Origin of the sequence: Peptoanaerobacter stomatis, from assembly GCF_000238115.1 — a bacterium.
GTDB lineage: Bacteria > Bacillota > Clostridia > Peptostreptococcales > Filifactoraceae > Peptoanaerobacter > Peptoanaerobacter stomatis.
The window spans coordinates 222,383-242,493 of the sequence record NZ_JH414547.1; the positions used below are offsets into that span (position 1 = coordinate 222,383).

Annotated in this window: 17 protein-coding genes and 1 pseudogene; 15 read left to right on the top strand and 3 right to left on the bottom strand. The window is 30.8% G+C overall.

Annotation, left to right across the window (positions count from 1 at the left end):
* Positions 1 to 4: 4 nt before the first annotated feature.
* The 6 genes from HMPREF9629_RS02485 to HMPREF9629_RS02510 all read left to right on the top strand — a co-directional run bounded on the left by HMPREF9629_RS02485 (position 5) and on the right by HMPREF9629_RS02510 (position 6,008).
* A complete protein-coding gene (locus HMPREF9629_RS02485) occupies positions 5 to 508 on the top strand; it encodes a flagellar protein FlgN (RefSeq protein WP_009524748.1) in 504 nt (167 codons plus the stop codon).
* Between the two features lie 25 nt (positions 509 to 533).
* Positions 534 to 2,102: a flagellar hook-associated protein FlgK gene (gene flgK / locus HMPREF9629_RS02490; RefSeq protein WP_009524749.1), complete on the top strand. Its 1,569-nt coding sequence runs from the start codon at positions 534 to 536 to the stop codon at positions 2,100 to 2,102.
* A 19-nt stretch (positions 2,103 to 2,121) separates the two neighbouring features.
* Positions 2,122 to 5,031: a flagellin N-terminal helical domain-containing protein gene (locus HMPREF9629_RS02495; RefSeq protein WP_009524750.1), complete on the top strand. Its 2,910-nt coding sequence runs from the start codon at positions 2,122 to 2,124 to the stop codon at positions 5,029 to 5,031.
* Between the two features lie 82 nt (positions 5,032 to 5,113).
* Entirely contained in the window at positions 5,114 to 5,314 is a 201-nt protein-coding gene (locus HMPREF9629_RS02500; protein WP_009524751.1) for a hypothetical protein, read from the top strand.
* Between the two features lie 26 nt (positions 5,315 to 5,340).
* Positions 5,341 to 5,766 carry a flagellar assembly protein FliW gene (fliW, locus tag HMPREF9629_RS02505; RefSeq protein ID WP_009524752.1) on the top strand — a complete coding sequence of 142 codons (426 nt, stop codon included), beginning with the start codon at positions 5,341 to 5,343 and terminating at the stop codon, positions 5,764 to 5,766.
* Positions 5,766 to 6,008, top strand: a complete 243-nt coding sequence (locus HMPREF9629_RS02510; protein WP_009524753.1) for a carbon storage regulator — start codon at positions 5,766 to 5,768, stop codon at positions 6,006 to 6,008. Before fliW ends, HMPREF9629_RS02510 begins: the two co-directional genes overlap by 1 nt.
* A gap of 49 nt (positions 6,009 to 6,057) precedes the next feature.
* On the opposite strand, the gene HMPREF9629_RS02515 is transcribed toward HMPREF9629_RS02510, so the two are convergent.
* The 3 genes from HMPREF9629_RS02515 to HMPREF9629_RS02525 form a co-directional block, all read right to left on the bottom strand.
* Positions 6,058 to 8,586 carry a ribonucleoside-diphosphate reductase subunit alpha gene (locus tag HMPREF9629_RS02515; protein ID WP_009524754.1) on the bottom strand — a complete coding sequence of 843 codons (2,529 nt, stop codon included), beginning with the start codon at positions 8,584 to 8,586 and terminating at the stop codon, positions 6,058 to 6,060.
* Positions 8,587 to 8,695: 109 nt separating this feature from the next.
* A complete protein-coding gene (locus HMPREF9629_RS02520) occupies positions 8,696 to 8,965 on the bottom strand; it encodes a metal-sensing transcriptional repressor (RefSeq protein WP_009524755.1) in 270 nt (89 codons plus the stop codon).
* Between the two features lie 14 nt (positions 8,966 to 8,979).
* The gene (locus HMPREF9629_RS02525; RefSeq protein ID WP_009524756.1) at positions 8,980 to 11,610 is read right to left on the bottom strand and encodes a heavy metal translocating P-type ATPase; all 2,631 of its coding nucleotides are present in this window, start codon (positions 11,608 to 11,610) and stop codon (positions 8,980 to 8,982) included.
* A gap of 607 nt (positions 11,611 to 12,217) precedes the next feature.
* On the opposite strand from HMPREF9629_RS02525, the gene HMPREF9629_RS02530 reads away from it, so the two are divergent.
* From HMPREF9629_RS02530 to HMPREF9629_RS02575, 9 genes and pseudogenes are all read left to right on the top strand, one after another.
* Positions 12,218 to 12,646: a hypothetical protein gene (locus HMPREF9629_RS02530; protein ID WP_009524757.1), complete on the top strand. Its 429-nt coding sequence runs from the start codon at positions 12,218 to 12,220 to the stop codon at positions 12,644 to 12,646.
* A 258-nt stretch (positions 12,647 to 12,904) separates the two neighbouring features.
* Positions 12,905 to 13,904: pseudogene (locus HMPREF9629_RS02540) on the top strand (aspartate-semialdehyde dehydrogenase).
* 92 nt (positions 13,905 to 13,996) lie between these two features.
* Positions 13,997 to 14,239: an RNA-binding S4 domain-containing protein gene (locus tag HMPREF9629_RS02545; RefSeq protein ID WP_009524760.1), complete on the top strand. Its 243-nt coding sequence runs from the start codon at positions 13,997 to 13,999 to the stop codon at positions 14,237 to 14,239.
* Complete coding sequence (locus HMPREF9629_RS02550; RefSeq protein WP_009524761.1) at positions 14,239 to 14,613, top strand: FtsB family cell division protein; 375 nt, start codon at positions 14,239 to 14,241, stop codon at positions 14,611 to 14,613. Before HMPREF9629_RS02545 ends, HMPREF9629_RS02550 begins: the two co-directional genes overlap by 1 nt.
* A gap of 129 nt (positions 14,614 to 14,742) precedes the next feature.
* A complete protein-coding gene (locus tag HMPREF9629_RS02555) occupies positions 14,743 to 15,651 on the top strand; it encodes a Ppx/GppA phosphatase family protein (protein ID WP_009524762.1) in 909 nt (302 codons plus the stop codon).
* Positions 15,652 to 15,734: 83 nt separating this feature from the next.
* On the top strand, positions 15,735 to 15,992 hold the full coding sequence (locus HMPREF9629_RS02560) for a chorismate mutase (protein ID WP_009524763.1): 258 nt from the start codon (positions 15,735 to 15,737) through the stop codon (positions 15,990 to 15,992).
* Positions 15,993 to 16,217: 225 nt separating this feature from the next.
* Complete coding sequence (gene uvrC, locus HMPREF9629_RS02565; protein ID WP_081466034.1) at positions 16,218 to 18,032, top strand: excinuclease ABC subunit UvrC; 1,815 nt, start codon at positions 16,218 to 16,220, stop codon at positions 18,030 to 18,032.
* A gap of 25 nt (positions 18,033 to 18,057) precedes the next feature.
* Positions 18,058 to 19,011 (top strand): HPr(Ser) kinase/phosphatase, encoded by a 954-nt coding sequence (gene hprK / locus HMPREF9629_RS02570; protein WP_009524765.1) that lies wholly within the window; start codon positions 18,058 to 18,060, stop codon positions 19,009 to 19,011.
* Between the two features lie 143 nt (positions 19,012 to 19,154).
* Positions 19,155 to 20,096, top strand: coding sequence for an ROK family protein (locus HMPREF9629_RS02575; protein WP_009524766.1), 942 nt, complete (start codon positions 19,155 to 19,157; stop codon positions 20,094 to 20,096).
* The last annotated feature ends 15 nt before the right edge of the window (positions 20,097 to 20,111 follow it).

Consider the following 20,111-nt stretch of genomic DNA (forward strand, 5'->3'; position numbering starts at 1 on the left):
AATTATGAATAATCAAGAATACGAAGATATATTGCAAACATTTAAAAGGCAATCGGAACTTACAAAAGAGCTGATAAGAACGGCAGATTTTAAGTTTGAAGCTATAAAAAATAATAATACCGACTCTTTAATGGATTTGACAAATAAAGAAGAACAATTTGCAAGAGAGATTATACAGCTTGAGAAAAAGAGAGACGTATATATAAAAAAACTTGAAAAAGAGAAAAACAAAAAGATAACTCATATAAGTCAGGTTATAGGTGAATTATCGGTAGATATGTCCGTATCTTTGGCACTTTTGTCTGAAGAATTGAAATACAATCTTGAGATACTGCAAGAAAAAAACAATATAAATCAGGATATGATTGCGTTTGTTTTAGAACAGATAGAGATAGCTAATAATCTTATAAGAGGAGACAGAGTACCAAATACTTATAAAAATACAAAATTTAACAAAAAAATACATGGTAACAATGAACAGGATTCATACTTTGATATAAAGTATTAAAAATTTAAAATAAAGGGAGTTTATTATGAGATCAACTTTTTCCGGTTTCGGTACGGCAATTTCGGGATTGTTTGCGGCACAAAGAGCATTGGATGTAATAGGACATAATATAGCTAATGAAAATACACCGGGATATACAAGACAAAGGGCTACACAAGTTACATCAAACCCTACCAAAGTGGACAACGGCAAATGGCTCGGTACAGGTGTAACAATGCAACATATACAACAAATAAGAGATGAGCTGTTGGATATAAAATATCGTTCTGAAATGACTAAAAAAGGTTATTGGTCAGAAAAAAACATATCGCTAAAACAAGTTGAAGACATATTTGGAGAACCTAACGGCGAGGGACTTACAAAGGCTTTGAACAATCTATTCAAATCTATAGATGACGTTATAAAACATTCGGATGATCCTACCGCAAAAGCTAACTTCGTACAGACGGCTCTCACATTTACAAGATATGTGAATAGAGCTATACAAAATTTTGAGCGGTTGATATCTGATACGGATGAAGAGATAAATTCATTAGTAACACAGATAAATACAAAGACAAGACAAATAGCCGCACTTAATAAAAGCATATTGGAGGCTGAATCTGAAGGAGGAAAAGCTAACGACCTCAGGGATAAAAGAAACATACTTTTGGATGAACTTTCTGAAATGGCAAATATAAGAGTTAATAAAACTGTTTTTACCAATAAAGCGGGAGAAAAAATAGAGAAAATTCAACTCGAAATGGACGGTACATTGTTGGTAGATCATGATAAATCTGTAGATATAAAAACTACGTCCAATCAACATCATCCGTTATATGAAACTTCTCAAAAAAATAATATACCTCCAAGTGAAGATTTAAAAAATGTAAAAATTACTCAGCTTACATGGCCTGACCACAGAAAATTGGATATGAATACAGTAGGCGGAAGATTAGGCTCATTGTTGCAACAAAGAGACAGTTTCGGAGATCCGTCAATGGGTAACAGTATTAAAGGAGTGCCGTATTATGTAAGGGCATTAAACGAATTTGTAAAGTCATTTGCCGCAGAAGCTAACAGAATACACAAACAAGGTGTGGATGCAAACGGAGATAAAGGACTTGATTTATTTACGGTATCAGGTACATCGGATCAAATAGATGCAAGAAATATAACTGTAAACCACGATATAGTAAATGCTATAAATAAGCTTGCTATCGGTTCAAACTCATCAGAGAGTAATACTAAGAATTTTCAAGATTTATTCGATATCAGAAACGGTGAGTTGAGGTTAACTATAAAACAAAACGTAAACGGTAAATTTAAGACATTAGACCTTGGAAAAGGAAATCCTGAAGATATAATAAAATCAATGATAACTTCAGTATTAGGAGTAGATGCGAAAGAGGCGAAGGATACATATTCAAGCCAAACAACTTTAGCTTTACAAGCTGATATGAACAGAATGTCGGTTTCCGGAGTCAGTGAAAATGAAGAACTTACAAATATGGTTAAATATCAGCACGCTTATAATGCGTCAGCAAGAATGATAACAACAATAGATGAAATGATAGATGTAATAATAAACAGAATGGGTAGAGTAGGTTTATAGATGTAGAAAGGATAGGCATATGATAAGAATAACACAGTCGATGCAAATAGCCAGAACATTATTGGATCAAAATCTTAATTTACAAAGAATGAACGATTACAGTAATGATATGTCTTCAAGGACAAATCTCCACAGACCGTCGGATGATCCTCTAAGAGTAGCAAGAGCAATGCGTCTTATGACGGAATTAAGAGTAAACGAAACATATAAGCAGGACTTGCAGGCGGCACATTCATGGACGTCAAAGACGGATGTTACCTTGAATACATTGTCCGATATAATAAAAAGAGTAAGAGAGCTTACCGTACAAGCCGCGTCAGGAGAAAAAACTCAAGAAGACAAACAAAAAATAATGCAGGAAATAAAGCAATTGAAAAAAGCGGCAACGGAATTGGCTAATGACGATTATATGGGGAGATATCAGTTTTCGGGATATAAAACTAATAAAAAATTTGTGAATGAAGACGGCTCATATAATCAAGATCTTGACTTGGCAGGACTTAAATATGAAAAAATAAACTACAATATAGGTGTAGGGCAAAAAACGGATATTAACTTTACAGGAGTGGAAGTATTCGGGAATGAACATTTTACTACCAAGACAAGAGCAAAAAAAGCCGTACCTTTTACTGATGAACCGCAGTCTGTATTAGGCGCAAAAATGAATGTAAAATTGCAAAAATATAAAAAATCCGATGCTTATTATGAAAAAAATAAGACTAATCTCAATACACCGTCAGGAGCTGCCGATGAAGACAAGAAAAATAACGAAATAGAAGAAAAGTATGAAAAAGAAACAAAACTTGGCGTTAAAGACGGCGGTGAAATAGATTTAGGAGAAGTGAGTTTTTACGGCAGTTATAAAAAAGGTGACGTAAATGCAATTGTTGAAGACTTGAATAAATCTCTTAGAGCTCAAATAGCAAAAAAAGCTAAAGAAATGTACCCGTCAGATCCTGATAAAGAAGAAAAATTTAGAAAAGAACTTGAACAATCCGTACAGTTCGTAAATGATGACGGAAAAATTTCAATGGTTACGGATAGAGATTATGCCGGAAAAATACAAGCCGGTAAATTGACTTTAAAAGAAATACAAAAAACAAAAGAGACTTCTGTACAGCCATCTATAAATAAAAATACCGAGCTTGGAGTTACATCAGGTCCATTAAATTACAGCGGTAATACTGTAAGAGCACATTTTAATTTTGATATGGAATTGACAGAATATAATAAGGATTCTAATGGAGATATCATAAATACAAGTCCTAAGACACCTAAAATAGAACTTAAAAATATATCATTGTCAAAAGAATATGATAAAACAGGAAAAAGCGACGAGGAAGTTGCAAAACTTATAGCTGCTGATTTACAAACACAGATAAATGCACAGCTTATGAAGCACGGTTTACCTGAGGATACAGTGAGAGTTACTGTTGATCCTGCAACAAAGCAACCAAGACTTGCAGTAAACAGAGAGTACGGAGTAAAACTTACCAATACAACAGGTGCGACAAATATAACAGCTGCGTCTCCTGCAACACAAACATATACTCCGAATGTAAATTCTGCCAGCAATCCTGTGACTAAGGAAACGGATTTTAATGTTACTACACCTACTGCAGGAGCGGATTCTCTTGTAAATTTCGATTTTAATTTGAAACTTACACAATATCATCGTTATGGACAATCAGGCGGAGATGTGCTTATATCAAATCCTGGAGTAAATCCTGCAACACCTCCTACACCGGGAACACCAGGTCATTTGGCTTTCAGTGATCCGAATTATCCTCCTCAGCCGTTTGATCTTGGCAAAATATCTCTTGTTAAAAAATATTCAGGCAAAAATGATGACGGCAGTAATAAAAATCCGGATGATATATTAAGAGAGATAGCTAAAGATTTACAGGAAACTATCAGTGAAAAAGCTGCCTCTCACAAACCTCCTCTTGATGCGAGCAAGATAAAAGTGGAAGTGAAAAACGGAAAAATAATGTTGATGACAGACGGCAATATGAAAATGGAGATAACAAATACTGCGGGAACATTGACTCAAACTAAATTTGACGATACTATGAAAACACCGGTTCCTGATGGAAAAAATTCAATGGATATAGATATACCGGCTCCGAATCCTATGCCTCCCGGAACAATATCTCCATTAGAACGTTCAAAATATGATACTCATGTATATATGAATCTTAAAATGAACGTACAAAGATATAAAAAAGATGAAAACGGAAATGCCACTACAAACAAAATATTGCCTAATATAGAAATAAATGATCTTACTATAAATAAGACATATAAAAGGGAAAAACCTGACGGTAGCGGAACTTATACCGATGATGAGATACAAAAGCAGATAGCTGATGATATAAAAGCTAAAATAGAAGAAAAATTATCACAGATCAACCCTCCACTTGACAAAAAAATGATAAACATATCATATGACAGTGCAACTAAGAAAGTAAAAGTTTCCGTAAATCAGGATGTTTCCGTGACTGTAGAGACTGATAATAATAAACCGTCTTCTATAAATTCGGATGTAGAATATATGCCTGATAAAGCCGTATATGAAGAACCTACTCGCGAGAAAATGCCGTTTTTTGAAATGATGGACAGGCTTATGAAGTTTATGGATGAAGGTAATTCAAAAGGACTGTCAAGAATGCTTGACGTAATTGATTATCACGCCAAAAATACTCAAAAAATTCAAGGCATAGGTGGCGGAAGAACGAATATGTATAATCTTATGATGGAGAGAACTGAAGATATAAAACTGAACTATAGTGAATTATTGTCGGATACAAGAGATACGGATTATAACGAAACTTCTATGAAGATGATGGTGGCTCAATATGTATATAGGGCATCACTGTCCGTTACAGCTAAGATAATACAACCGTCTCTTGTAGACTTTTTGAGATAGAGATTTTACTTTTTGTTTGTAATTTCTAACAGTTTGTAATATAATTAATATAAATAAAATTTATATTCAGGAGGCTGAACAAATGCTTATAAAAGAAGTATTGCAAAGAAGAGATCAACTTAAAGGTTATTTACATTCTTTATCAATAGCACAGAATTATTGTGATAAACATATTGGCGATATAGTTATGATAGAGGACTTAAAAAGTGTATATAAAGAATTGGAAGTGGAATTCAAGCAAATAGATGAAAGTCTTAGACCTTTTGAAAATATGGATATGTAGACTTCTAACTTTGATGAGGGGGAGTTATGAAAATAAATACAAATTATTATGGAGAGCTTGAAGTAAAGGACGAAGATATACTGACATTGAAAGACGGTATGCTCGGATATGAAGAGCTCAACAGATTTATTCTTATAAAAGAAGATGATATATTCGTTGAGTATTTACAGGCAATAGATGAGTTGGTCGCATTTGCCGTTATGGATCCGTTTTTAATAAAGCAGGATTACAGTTTTGACGTACCGGATAGTGTTTTAAAGGCTTTGGATATAAAATCTGAAGAAGATGTTGTAATAAAGACGGTTGTGGTTATACCTGAGGATATAACCAAAATCAGAACCAATCTTCAAGCTCCTATAGTATTCAATAAGTCGAACAATAAAGGAATGCAAATAATCCTTGATGATTCATACCCTATAAGATATGAGTTCTTCGGCAAGGAGGAGAAGTAATGCTTGTCTTGAAAAGAAAGGTCGGGGAGGCAATTCTGATAAATACGGGCAGTGGAGATAAAATAGAGATAAAAATATCAGAAATATCAGATGGAAGAGTAAAATTAGGACTTGATGCCCCGAAGACAGTGTCTATACTTAGAAAAGAGGTAGTTGAAGAGGCAACATTTGAAAATAAGATGGCTACCCAAAATATATCGATTGACAAAGATAAACTTAAAGATTTATTAAATAATAAGTAAAAAAACGGCTATTATCAAAATTTTATTGATGATAGCCGTTTTTGGGTTTTTATGCACTGCAACTGTCGCAATCTTCTATTTCAAGGGATTTACTTCTCACATAATATAGTGTTTTTACTTCTTCTTCATACGCTTTTATATATAAGTTTAAAATCATACTCATACTGTAATCGGTTGTTATATATAGGTTTACGGACTGTGATTGGTCTATATGTCTCTGTCTTATACCGGCCGATTTTATTACCCAGTTTTGATTTATTTCGTGTGCGCTTTCATATAGCCAAAAAGTTTTTGGTGTTAGAGATGGAGCTACTCTTGGAACAATCTGACCTTTTTTCTCCTCAAGATAATATCTTTTCATAACAGGGTCTACAGCTGCTGTTGTTCCGGCTATTATTGATGTGGAGCTTGTAGGGGCTATAGCCATTATATATCCGTTTCTTAGTCCGTTTTCAGCTACTTGTTTTTTCAGCTCAAGCCATCTTGTAGAATTATAATTTCTTTTTTCAAAATATTTTCCGTTTTGCCAGTCAGAACCTTCAAAGAACGAATATTTACCCTTTTCCATAGCAAGCTCGTTGCTGGCTTTTATTGCAAAATAGTTTATATTTTCATATAGTTCATCTACAAATTTAAGATGTTCATCGCTTTGAAAACTTATATCATTTTTTACAAGTGTGTGGTGGTATCCGCTTGTGCCTAATCCTATTGCACGATATTTTTTGTTTGTTATCCTTGTGTAAGGAAGAGGATAGCAATTCAAATCTATTACATTATCAAGTGCTCGTATAACTGTTTTTATTACATCTTGCAGTTCATCTTTATCGTTTACGTCAATATTTCCCAATACGAGAGATGCCAAATTGCAAACAACAAAATCTCCTGGTTTTGTTGTTTCTACGACTATTTCTTCACCATCAATAATTTGTATTGTCGTATCTATGTTTTCTATAGAGCTCATATTTTGTGCAATTTCAGTACATAGATTGGAGCAATAAATATTGCCTTTGTGAGAGTTAGGATTGTATTTATTTACTATATCTCTGTTGAATATGAACGGAGTGCCTGTTTCTACAGCAGATTTTATTATTAGTCTTACCATATCTTTTACAGAGATTACTCTTTTTTTTATTCTATTATCATCTATACATTCAAGATATTTTTTTGTCCATTCATCTCCAAAATAATCTTCAAGGTTATAGCCTTTTACATCTTTTATTTCGTGAGGGCACATCATATACCAATTTGAATTTATATTTTCTTTGGCTTGTTTCCAAAAATAATTTGGAACGCATATTCCGGGAAATACATCATGGGCTTTCATTCTGTCATCGCCGTTATTGGTTTTTAATTGTAAAAATTCAGGCATATCCTTATGCCATATGTCAAGATATACACTGCAAGCTCCTTGTCTTACACCTAATTGGTCCACCGCTACGGCTGTATCGTTAGCTAATTTTATCCATCTTGAAACACCGCCTGCTACTCCTTTAAAACCTCTTATATCTGAACCCATAGCACGCACTTTGCCAAAATATAATCCCATTCCTCCACCATGTTTTGAGACTTGTGCAAAATTCGTTATGGAACGATAAATTCCATCCAAACTGTCAGGCACAGTATCTATAAAACATGAAGATAATTGATGAAACGGCTTGCGAGCATTTGATATGGTAGGTGTAGCCATTGTAACTTTAAGATTGCTCAGCATATCATATATTTTTTTTGCCCAATAAATTTTATTTTCTTTTTCAGGTATAGCAAGATGCATAGCTATTCCCATAAACATCTCCTGCATATTTTCAAGCAGAATTCCGTCTGTATTTTTTATAAGATATCTTTTTGATAAAATCTCTAAACCGCTGTAGTTAAAGAGATTGTTTCTATCATAATCAAGATATTTTTCAAGTGTGTCAATATCACTATCCGTGTAATTTTCTAAAATATATGAACCGTATAGATTTTTGCTTGACAGATATTTAATTTTGTCTTTAAAGCTGTAAATTTCCAGTTTTTCTGTTTCTCTTTTTATAGATGTATTTATTTGTAAAGCTAAAAATCTGCCGGCTATGAATTCCCATTTTGGAGCTTCTTTAGATGTCAGTTCACTTGAGGCTTTTGTAAGTATGGATAAGTAGTCATCTTCATTCATATTATTTTTTGCAAATGATGAGAATTTTCCGTATAGAAATGATAGATTATAATAATCTTCTTTGAAATCTTCCTGTATTTTTTTCATGGTTTTCAATATATCTTTATCTTTAAAATAAATTGAAAAGTCTTCAATCGTTTTTCGCATTGTATGATGAGATGCTCTATACAATATATATGATTTCACTACGGCATAATAACCTTTTTCTATGAGAGTTATTTCTACCAAATCTTGTACTTCTTCTACTGTTACAATGTGGTCTTTTGGAAATGTATTTATTATTTTATTTTCAACCATTGCAGCCATATTTGAAAGTTCTTTGTAATCTATATCCATTCCTACGCTTATAAATGCTTTTTTCATTGCAATTTCGATTTTTTTTATATCGAAATCTACTTGTTCACTACTGCGTTTAATTATTTTCAAAATTATTCTCCTAAAATCTATATGTTGTATAAAAATAAAAAAATTCTCTATTACTATACCACATATAGTGTATAAAATAAAGAGAATTTTTGTATAAATTTAAATATATTTATTGAAGACCGCTTATTATTTTTACAATTTCGCCTAATTTTTCATCTATGTTTTCTTTATTACCGGTTTCTATGGCATTTGATACACAACCGTTTAAATGTGCTTGTAATATATCTTTATTTATAGCTTTCAAGGCTGATGTCACTGCCATTAACTGTATTGATATATCAATACAGTACCTGTCTTTATCAACCATTCTTGAAACTCCTTCTAATTGTCCCATAGCTATATTTAGTTTTTTTCGTATTTTTTTATAGTCAGCTTGCATTTTATCACCACATACTATTCAATATTTTTAACATCATATCCGGCATCTTCAACTGTATTTTTTAGGATGTCATTGTCTACATTATCGTCCATTTCCAATACAGCCGTCTTTTCCTCAAGATTTACAGTAGCAGTTACTCCGTTTAATTCGTTTAATACTTTTTCAACTCTTGCTTTACAGTGCTTACAAGTCATACCTTCAATATACATTATTTTTTTCATTTTGTTTACCTCGCTTTTTGATGTATTAATTATATTTTCAGCTGAATTATCAGCATTATTTATTTTTTCTGTTCCTTTTACAGTATATCTTTCTGAAATTTCATTATTATTAATCAATATTACATTTACATCTAAAGACATCTGTTCTTTTACATACTCCACTTTTTTATCTGCTTTGAAGTTTCTTAATCTAAGTGCATTAGATACGACAAATACAGATGAAAAACTCATAGCTAATGAGCCTATCATAGGGTTTAAGCTCAACTTGAATGCCGGATAAAATATTCCCATAGCTAAAGGTATACAAAGTATGTTATAGAAAAATGCCCAAAATAGATTTTCTTTTATGTTTTTAAGTGTTTGTTTGCTCAGTTTAATCGCTGTAACAACATCTTGCAGATCGCTTTTCATAAGCACAACATCGGCTGATTCTATTGCTATATCTGTACCTGCACCTACTGCGATACCTACATCGGCTCTTGCAAGTGCAGGAGAGTCATTTATTCCGTCACCGACCATCCCTACAGTTTTTCCTTGATTTTTAAGATTTGTTATTATCTCATCTTTTTGATCAGGCATTACTTCACTGTAGCATTCATCAATACATAAATTTTCTGCTATATAATTTGCAGTTTTTTTATTATCACCTGTGAGCATAACAGTTTTTATGTTTAAAGATTTTAATTCATCTATTGCTGATTTGCTTGTGTTTTTTATTATGTCTGCAATTGCTATTATACTTGCAGGTTTATTATCTATTACAAAAAATACAGGTGTTTTTCCTTGCTCTTGTAACTGAGCGGAATATTTTGTAAAGAAATCTATATCTATATTATTCTCACTCATAAATTGAATATTGCCGGCTATTATTGATTTTTCGTCTATAATTCCTTTTACACCTCTGCCAGAAATCTCTTCAAAGGATGATACTTTTTTATTTGATGCAAAATTTTTACTATAATTAACTATTGCTTGAGCAAGAGGTTGTTGTGAATTACTTTCCAATGATAAGGCAAGAGTTAAAAACTCTTTTTCATCAAAATCTTGTAAAAGTATAATATCAGTAACAGCCGGATTACCTTGAGTAAGTGTACCTGTTTTGTCAAAAACTATTGTATCAAGACCTTGCATCAATTCAAGTGATTCGGCATTTTTAAACAACAGACCGTTTTGAGCACCTTTACCGCTACCTACCATTATTGCAACAGGAGTTGCAAGTCCGAGAGCACAAGGGCAGGATATAACGAGTACAGATATTGCGAGATTAAGAGCAAATTCAAAATCGTATCCTAAAGCTTTCCATACTATAAAAGTTAAAACAGCAAGTAACATCACAATTGGAACGAATACTCCTGCTATTTTATCAGCCATGGATTCAATAGGCGCTTTTGTAGCGTTAGCATCTTTTACGAGTTCAATTATTTTGGACAGTACAGTATCAGAACCTGTACTTATCACTTTTATTTCAAATGCACCTGATTTATTTATTGTTGCACCTATTACTTTATCGCCTATACTTTTTTCAACAGGTATGCTTTCACCTGTTATAGCTGATTCATCTATATTTGCATTACCTGATATTATTATTCCGTCAACAGGTATGCTTTCACCTGATTTTATTTGTAAAATATTACCTACAACTACATCATCTACTGACACATCCTTTATTGTATCATCACTTACCAAATGTGCAAATTGTGGTCTTAAATCCAATAGTGAAGTTATAGCCTCATTAGTTTTACGCTTGGATTTAGTTTCAAAATATTTTCCAAGAGTAATAAGCGTAAGTATCATAACCGCCGACTCAAAATAAAGATTGTGATGATAATGATGTAAAGTGTTTAAATCTCTTATGCCGAGAGAGTAGGACATCTTATATATTGCAAATATACCATAAATCATGGAAGAAGATGAGCCTACGGCTATCAAAGAGTCCATATTAGGAGAACGCTTGATTAAAGTTTTAAAGCCTTTTGTAAAATATGAACCGTTTACAATAACTACAGGTAGAGCTATTAAAAATTGCGTAAATGCAAAATTTACAGCTCCTTTTGTATCTGTTAAAAAATCAGGTAACGGCATATTTATCATATGTCCCATAGAAACATACATAAGAAGTATTGTAAGAGGAATGCTTATTTTTAACCTTAATTTCATAGATTTTAACTGTTCTTCCCATACATCAGATGTAGAGTTTTTGGTTTCTGCTTTTGTATTTTGTAAAGAAGCGTCATATCCGGCATTTTTAACAACTTGTATTATATCGTTATCATTTAATTTAGTTTCATCATATACTACACTCATAGTATTAGTCATAAGGTTTACATTTACATCTGATACAGAATCTATTTTTGATACTGCTCTATAAACTGCACTTTGACAAGCACTGCAAGTCATTCCTTTTACATCATATTTTTGTTTCATACTGATTGCTCCTGTTTTTAAAAACTATTATGCTAAATTTCTTAGTCAGTTAACGCTATAAAAAACACATATAATTTTATAATATAAAATAGTATAATTATTTGTTTGAAGATAATCATTAAGAAACATTTTAATTTTTAAAATACAGCTTTTTATTAGCAAATTTGATTTAGAATATGTATAAATAGATTATCTTTTTTGAATGAGAATAAATCTGTATAATTTACCACTTGTTATAAATAATTAAATATGTTGTTTATTGATTTAAGAATAAATAATTATTGAAAATAAAAAATAACAATATATGAAAACTTGTTATTTAAAAACTGACTATAAAAAATAAAAATATAAGTGATGATAAGAAAAATACTTATATGAAGATTGAATATTAAAACAAAAGTTGAAGGCACTTGAAGCAATTCAATCAATGTATTATATTCATATCATCACTTATTTTTATAATACCCATATGTGGTATTTTAAAACTGAAACTTTTCGCAAATTTATTAATATTATTTTGTTGCATAAATTATAAAAATATATTATACTTGTAAACTAAGGCATAATATATAATGTCATCAATCAATATCGAAAGCAGGTGTAATATTTGAACGATTTAAGAAAGAAAGCTTTTATAAGAATAGGTATTATGGTCGCTATAATGCTGCTCAGTATATTTTTAGCATTTTACATAAAAAATATATTTTTAAAAATACCTTTTATAATTATTGCCGTAGGAGTTGCAGCTTTACTTATAAGACTATATATTTCTTATAAAAGAAAGAAATTATATTTTGACGGAAAAGTGTTGACAATAACTCCGCCTAAGAGGAAAATAGGAAAGTATTCTATAATAATTAAAAATGGAAAAGTATCTAAAAAATTCTATTCATTCCAAAAACCGGAGATGAAATTAGGTGCAAACTATGTTGTTGTATATGAAGAAAAATCTTTTAATATATTAGAATTCCAAGAAGCTAAATTCCAAATGATGAATGCGAAAGCTGTAAGTAAAAACCCTAAATTCAGAATGTAGTTTATCTGTCAAGCATATAAAAATTAAAATATAAAATATTAGACTAATATTTATTACTACGGGTTTATTTTACTCGTAGTTTTTTTATAAATTTATTAAAAAAAATTTTACAATATATTTTGTTGTAATTTTAATTATAAGAAAATATAATATATAATAGACTGATTGCATTATCAGATTAAAATAAAACAGTTTGAAATATAAAAATATTTAGTTTTAAGATATTAAAAATATATTGTTATAAAAGGAGAAATTGATATGTCAAAGACTTTAAATATAGCTGTTGTAGGGGCAACAGGCAGAGTGGGGAGTACTTTTATAGAAGTTTTACAGGAAAGAAAGTTTCCTATAAATAATATATATTTCTTTGCTTCTGCAAAATCAGCAGGCAAAAAGATAGAATTTGCCGGAAAAGAGTATGAGGTTGAAGAACTTACAGAAAATTCTTTTGACAGAGATTTGGACTTGGCACTTTTTTTCAGCAGGAGGTTCCACAAGTAAAAAATTTGCACCGATAGCTGCAAGTAAAGGTATAATTGTTGTAGATAATTCAAGCCAATGGAGAATGGATAAAAATGTTCCGCTTATAGTGCCGGAAGTAAATTTTGAAGATATAAAAAAATATGATTCTAAGATAATAGCAAATCCAAATTGTTCAACAATACAATCTGTTATGCCTTTAAAAGTGTTGGACAAAAGATTTAAGATAAAAAGAATAGTATATTCAACATATCAGGCGGTATCAGGTTCAGGATTTAAAGGAATAAGAGATTTGGAAGAAGGAATGAAAGGCAATCCTCCTACAAATTATCCTCATCCAATTTTTAATAACTGCCTGCCTCATATAGATGAGTTTTTGGATAACGGATATACAAAAGAAGAAGAAAAAATGATCAATGAAACAAGAAAAATACTTGATCGAGATGATTTGAAGATAACTGCGACAACAGTAAGAGTACCTGTGATGAATTCACACAGTGTCAGTATAAATATAGAATTTGAAAAACCGTTTGAGATGAAGGATATATATGATGAGTTATCAAAGGTAGAAAACTTGGTTATAGTAGATGATGTTAAAAACAACAAATATCCCATGGCAATAGATGCTACAGGCACTGATGAAGTTTATGTAGGAAGAATAAGAAGGGATTTTTCGATAGAAAACGGAATAAATTTGTGGGATGTAGCCGATAATATAAGAAAAGGCGCCGCATCAAATGCGATACAAATAGCAGAAAAAATATTTGGAATAAAATAGCGGTATCAACTTCATAAATTCCTTTAGTTTTATAAAATATTATATATTACGATATTACTGTTTTAATAAATAATTTTGAGTTTGAGGTTATTATGAGATTGGATAAATATTTAAAACTTACAAGAATTATAAAAAGAAGGACGGTAGCTAAGGATGCGTCAAGCAACGGAATAGTCAGCGTAAACGGAAAAGTGGCGAAACCTTCAACTCAGATAAAAATAGGCGATATAATACAGGTACAGTTTCCGCAAAGCTCATATAAAGTGAAAGTTGTAGACATAAAAGAACATTTGAAAAAAGAAGAGGCAACTTTGATGTATGAGGTAATAGAGTAATGAAAAAACCGAACTATAAAAATGATGTAAAAAATATGAACAAAAATGCTGATAAAAAAAAAGCGGGAAATAATAAGAAATCTGATAAAGACTATTCGGCTTTAATTGCAAAAGGAATAATAGCTGTTTTTATTTTTTCGTTGCTGATTACAGTATATAATCAGAAACTTGAAATTTCCGAGTTGAATTCCATATATGAGGATGTAGAGTACGAATATAAAGAGAAAGAAGAAGAACTTAAAAAATTAAAAAAAGAACTGAAAATGGTAGACAGTCAGGAATTTATCGAAAAGCAAGCAAGAGAAAAACTGAAAATGGTAAAACCGAATGAGAAAGTGTATATTGATACGAGTAAAAAAGAGAAAACGGATTAATACTTAAAAATCTTTTAAAAAGACATATAATTTATGAAATGGTGCGATAAGCTTTCACATAAAAATATATAATACGGGAATTGGAATCATATATCATTTTAAATAAATAACAGCATAAAAGGAGGTTTTATGAAAGTAGCTACTGTTGACATAGGTACGAATTCTATGAGATTACTGATTGCAGATTATGATAAAAATATTATAAGCAACAGAGAAAAATATGTGCAAATAACTAAAATGGGTAAAGACGTAGATGCAAACAGAAGAATATCAACAGAATCAATAAACAGGAATACAAGAGCTTTGGAAAATTTTGTAAATATGGCAAAAGAACAACATTGTGAAAAGATAAAAGTAATAGGTACCTCAGCACTTAGAGACTCCGTAAACAGAGAAGAATTTGTAAATGAAGCCATGAAAAAAACCGGTATTGAAGTGGAAATTATAAGCGGGGAAATGGAGGCTAATTTAGGTTTTTTAGGTGTTAAAAATCTGCTTGATAAAAAGGATTATACACTTACAATAGACATAGGCGGAGGCTCTACAGAGTTCATACTTGGAAATAATTTGGGAGAACTTATTTTTTCGAAAAGTGAAGATATAGGATCAGTCAGAATGACAGAAAAATTTTTAAAAACAGACCCTCCGACAGAATTTGAAATTTTGAATTTATATGATTATATGGATATAACTATAAATAATACTATAGATGTATTAAAATCATATAAGATAGGGAAATTTATTGGTATTGGCGGAACAGCTACGTCTATTTCATCTATGTTGCAGGAATTATCACCATATTTAAGCGAAAGAGTGCATAATTCTAAAATATATTATGATGATTTAGTTAGAGTTTTTTATGATTTGAGCAAGAAAACTTTAAGTGAAAAGCAGATGATAACCGGATTACAGCCTCAAAGAGCAGATGTGATATTTGCAGGAGTGTGTATATTAAAAAACATAATGTACAGATTAAACGCATCATATTTGGTAGTCAGTGAATATGATAATTTAGAGGGACTTGTATACACTATGTGATTTGTAATAGATATAATATTATTTTAAATTCAATTTAGCTAAGCGATTAGATTTTTTGTTTCTATATTAAAGGGGGTGTTAAAGTGGATAGGCTTATAAATTACAGAGATAAAATAAACGAAATAGATTTAAAAATAGTGGAGTTATTAGAAGAAAGATGTGAATTATCAACACTCATAGGCAATTATAAAAGAGAGCGTAATTTGCCGGTCCAAGACATAAAAAGAGAGCAGGTTGTTATGAGTAATGTAAATAAAAATATAAAAAATCCTAAATATAAAGAAGCATTGGAAAAAATATTTGCAGTTATAATAAATGTATCCAAGATGTTTCAGTATTAGTGTTATTTTTTATAAATATGAATTTAAAAGACTTTAACAAATACATAACAAAGAGCGGATTGTATTAACAGTTGCAATCTGCTTTTTTATTTGATAAAATGTTAATTGTAATTATAATGATTAAAATATTTTAAATAGATTTCAGCACAAGAGTATCAGAATAATAATTGTAATATTTTTCTAAAATTAGAAATTTAATATTGAATAAAATTTGGGGATGATAATATAACAGATAAACTTAAAGCATTAATATCAAAACTTCCTTCGTCAAGCGGAGTTTATTTGATGAAAAATAAGGAAGGCAAGATAATATATGTAGGAAAAGCGGTATCTCTTAAAAACAGAGTAAGACAATATTTCCAAAGTCAAACAAATATGCAGGCGAAAGTAAAAGCGATGGTGTCGCATATAGATGAGTTTGAATATATAGTTACAGATTCTGAAATGGAAGCCCTGATATTGGAAAATAATCTGATAAAAGAATATAAACCGCCTTATAATATACTTTTAAGAGATGATAAAACCTATCCGTATATAAAAATTACAATATCAGAAGATTATCCAAGAGTTACAAAAACGAGAAGAATAGAAAAAGATGGAGCAAAGTATTTCGGTCCGTATTCAAATGCGTTTATAGTAAATGATATAATAGAGATTATACACTCAATCTTTCCTATAAGAAATTGCAAGAGGAATATACAAAAATCCATAGAAAAAAAGGAAAGAGCCTGCCTTAATTATTATATCAAAACCTGCTTAGCTCCATGCCTTGGAACAGTTGATAAAGATGAATATATGGAAATGATATATGAAATAATAGAATTTTTGGAATCAAAGAACGACAGACTTATAGAAACACTTAAAGATAAGATGTATCAAGCATCTATGAAGCAAGATTATGAAAAAGCTATTATATATAGAGATAAGATACAAGGAATAAAAGAGATGCTTGAAAAGCAGAAAATAGTTTCTGCTTCAAATACTACTGACAAAGACTTTTTGGCAATAGAAAAAAATGAAGAAATGTCTTGTATATTTATGTTTTTTGTCAGAGGAGGAAAAGTAGTAGGTACAGAAAATTTTATCTTCGATAAAGACAATAATGGAGAAAAAGATGATATAATGCAATCTTTTTTGAAACAATATTATATAAATACAGGCTATATACCTAAAGAAATATATATAAATCAGCAGTTTGAAGATATGGAATTACTTAGTAGGGTGCTTACAAATAAAAAAGAGCAAAACGTCATAATTAAAGTACCGCAAAAAGGCGATAAAAAAGATATGATAGACTTGGTTTGTCAAAATGCACAGGAAACTATTAAAAGACGAGAGGCTGTTAAGAATAGTGAGCGGCAAAAAACTAAAGACATATCATATGAGCTTAAGACATTGCTGAATATAGATACAGATATACACAAAATAGAATCATATGATATATCAAACATACAAGGTGTTGACAGTGTGGGAGGGCAGGTAGTATTCGTAGATGGCAAAAAAAGTCCGAAGCTGTACAGACGATACAAGATAAAAACTGTACAAGGAGCAAATGATTATGCCTCTATGGAAGAAATATTATCAAGAAGAATAAAACATGAAGATTTGCCCGACTTGATACTGCTTGACGGCGGAAAAGGTCAGGTGAATGTAGTTCGAAGACTTTTTGAAAGGGAAAATATAAATATACCTGTTTTTGGTATGTATAAAGATGACAATCACAAAACCATGGGACTTTGTAGCGATAAAGAATTATTTGAATTGAAAAAGCATACAAAGCTATATACATTCATAGCATCAATACAGGAAGAAGTTCACAGATTTGCAATAGACTATCATAAAAGTCTGAGAGATAAAAAAGTAAGTTATTCTAAGCTCGATAATATAAAAGGAATAGGAGGCAAACGAAAAACTGCACTTTTGAAATATTTTGACAATATAGATCAAATAAAAAAAGCAACAATAGAAGAACTATTACAAGTTGAAACTATGAACAAAAAAAGTGCAAATGCGGTATATGATTATTTTAAGAAAAACTGATTTTATAAAAAAGGAACGATAATATATGGAATCTGATAAAAAATTTGTCTTTGCATCTCAGCTTATAAAAGACTTAAAATTAAGTACCATATTCAAACCTGATAATTTTGATACAAAAATAGATTCAAGCGATATAAACAGGCCGGGTTTACAACTGTCAGGTTTTTTAGATAATTTTCAATATAAAAGAGTACAGATAATGGGACAGACAGAATACCTGTATTTTAAATCTCTAAACATAGAGCAAAGAAAAAATGCTATGGATAAACTTATGTCATTTGATATTCCTATACTTGTAATTTCAACTAAACAGGATGTTCTGCCGGAAATATTGGACTCTGCAAAAGTTAATTCAAGGATAGTTGCAGGCAGTAGAGAAAGCTCTACTAAGACATTGTCAAGAATATCGTATTATCTTAATGAGCGTCTTGCACCTGAAGTCACAATACATGGAGTCCTTGTAGATGTAGATGGAGTAGGGATATTAATAACAGGTGAAAGCGGAGTAGGTAAAAGTGAGGCTGCATTGGAACTGATAAAGCGAAATCACAGATTGGTTGCAGACGATGCCGTAAGAATAATAAAATTGGATGAAGAAACTTTACAAGGAAAATCTCTTGAAACAATAGAACATTTTATGGAGATAAGAGGGCTTGGAATTATAGATATAAAAACTCTTTATGGAATAGGTGCCGTAAAAAATTCAAAAAAAATAGATATGATAGTGGAATTGGAAACATGGCAACAAGGAAAGTATTATGACAGATTGGGATTGGATCAGGATTATACCCAAATACTTAATACAAAAGTGGAGAAGTTGACAATACCTGTAAGACCTGGAAGAAATATAGGAATAATATTGGAACTTGCCGCAAGAAATCATAGGTTAAAAGCTATGGGATACAACTCTGCCGTAGAATTTAACGAAAAATTGATACATTCATTAGAGAAAAAAAGAAATGAAAACAAATTAAATTAATAAATTTATAATTTTAAATGTATGTCTTAATTTAAATATGCTTTAATATAAAAAAATTTTTAACATTTTTATAGGTACAATCAACCAGTTTAAAAAGTATTATATGTTTTTTATTGATTAAAAGAAAGGATATTTGAATTTTTATGATGAATATAGGTATAGATGTAGGCGGAATGACTATAAAATCGGGTATAGTGGATGAGAATTGCAACATAATAGAAACTCTTATAATACCTACAGAAGTTGAAAAAGGATTTGAAAAAATTGCTCAAAATATGGTAGATATGATAAATAATATTGTAAAAAAAGCAAAATTAACCTTAAATGATATAGATACGATAGGCGTGGGTATACCGGGCGTTGCTGATGAGAACGGAAAAATACATTTTGCTACAAATCTTTATTGGGCTGATGTGGATTTAGGCAAGATATTAAGGGATAATTTTCCGTCACAAAAAATATATGTAGAAAATGATGCTACAGTCGCTTGTGTGGCAGAACACAGTTTCGGCAGTATAAAAGGCGTCAAAAATGCCATAATGCTCACATTGGGGACAGGTGTAGGCGGAGGAATAATAATAAACGGAGAAAAATATTCCGGAAGTAACGGAATAGGTTCAGAAATAGGCCATATGGTCATAAACAACGGTGATAATTTTTATGAATGTTCTTGTGGAAACAACGGTTGTTTTGAAACTTATTGTTCAGCACTTGCTATAATCAAATACGCTCAAAAATTGCTGGAAGACGGAGCATATTCAGAAAAATTGAAAGATATGAAAAAAGAAGATATAACAGCAAAGCTAATCTTTGAAGGATATGAAGAAAAAGATGAGTTATGTGTAAAAGTTGTAGATAGATTTATAGATAATTTATCTATAGGAATTGCAAATCTAATAAATATATTTGCTCCTGAATTTATAACTCTCGGTGGAGGTGTTGCAAACTCTTATAATTTGTACATAGATGAATTGTATAAAAAAGTTCAAGAAAAAATAATATTTAAAAAGTTACCATTTGCAAGGATAGTAAAAGCTCAATTAGGAAATGACGCAGGAATAATAGGAGCGGCTATGCTTAAATAATTATTTGCTTTTAAA

Coding starts and splice junctions, on each gene's coding strand:
- HMPREF9629_RS02485 (WP_009524748.1), top strand. CDS start 5: ATGAATAATCAAGAATACGAAGATATATTGCAAACATTTAAAAGGCAA.
- flgK (WP_009524749.1), top strand. CDS start 534: ATGAGATCAACTTTTTCCGGTTTCGGTACGGCAATTTCGGGATTGTTT.
- HMPREF9629_RS02495 (WP_009524750.1), top strand. CDS start 2,122: ATGATAAGAATAACACAGTCGATGCAAATAGCCAGAACATTATTGGAT.
- HMPREF9629_RS02500 (WP_009524751.1), top strand. CDS start 5,114: ATGCTTATAAAAGAAGTATTGCAAAGAAGAGATCAACTTAAAGGTTAT.
- fliW (WP_009524752.1), top strand. CDS start 5,341: ATGAAAATAAATACAAATTATTATGGAGAGCTTGAAGTAAAGGACGAA.
- HMPREF9629_RS02510 (WP_009524753.1), top strand. CDS start 5,766: ATGCTTGTCTTGAAAAGAAAGGTCGGGGAGGCAATTCTGATAAATACG.
- HMPREF9629_RS02520 (WP_009524755.1), bottom strand. CDS start 8,965: ATGCAAGCTGACTATAAAAAAATACGAAAAAAACTAAATATAGCTATG.
- HMPREF9629_RS02525 (WP_009524756.1), bottom strand. CDS start 11,610: ATGAAACAAAAATATGATGTAAAAGGAATGACTTGCAGTGCTTGTCAA.
- HMPREF9629_RS02545 (WP_009524760.1), top strand. CDS start 13,997: ATGAGATTGGATAAATATTTAAAACTTACAAGAATTATAAAAAGAAGG.
- HMPREF9629_RS02550 (WP_009524761.1), top strand. CDS start 14,239: ATGAAAAAACCGAACTATAAAAATGATGTAAAAAATATGAACAAAAAT.
- HMPREF9629_RS02555 (WP_009524762.1), top strand. CDS start 14,743: ATGAAAGTAGCTACTGTTGACATAGGTACGAATTCTATGAGATTACTG.
- hprK (WP_009524765.1), top strand. CDS start 18,058: ATGGAATCTGATAAAAAATTTGTCTTTGCATCTCAGCTTATAAAAGAC.
- HMPREF9629_RS02575 (WP_009524766.1), top strand. CDS start 19,155: ATGATGAATATAGGTATAGATGTAGGCGGAATGACTATAAAATCGGGT.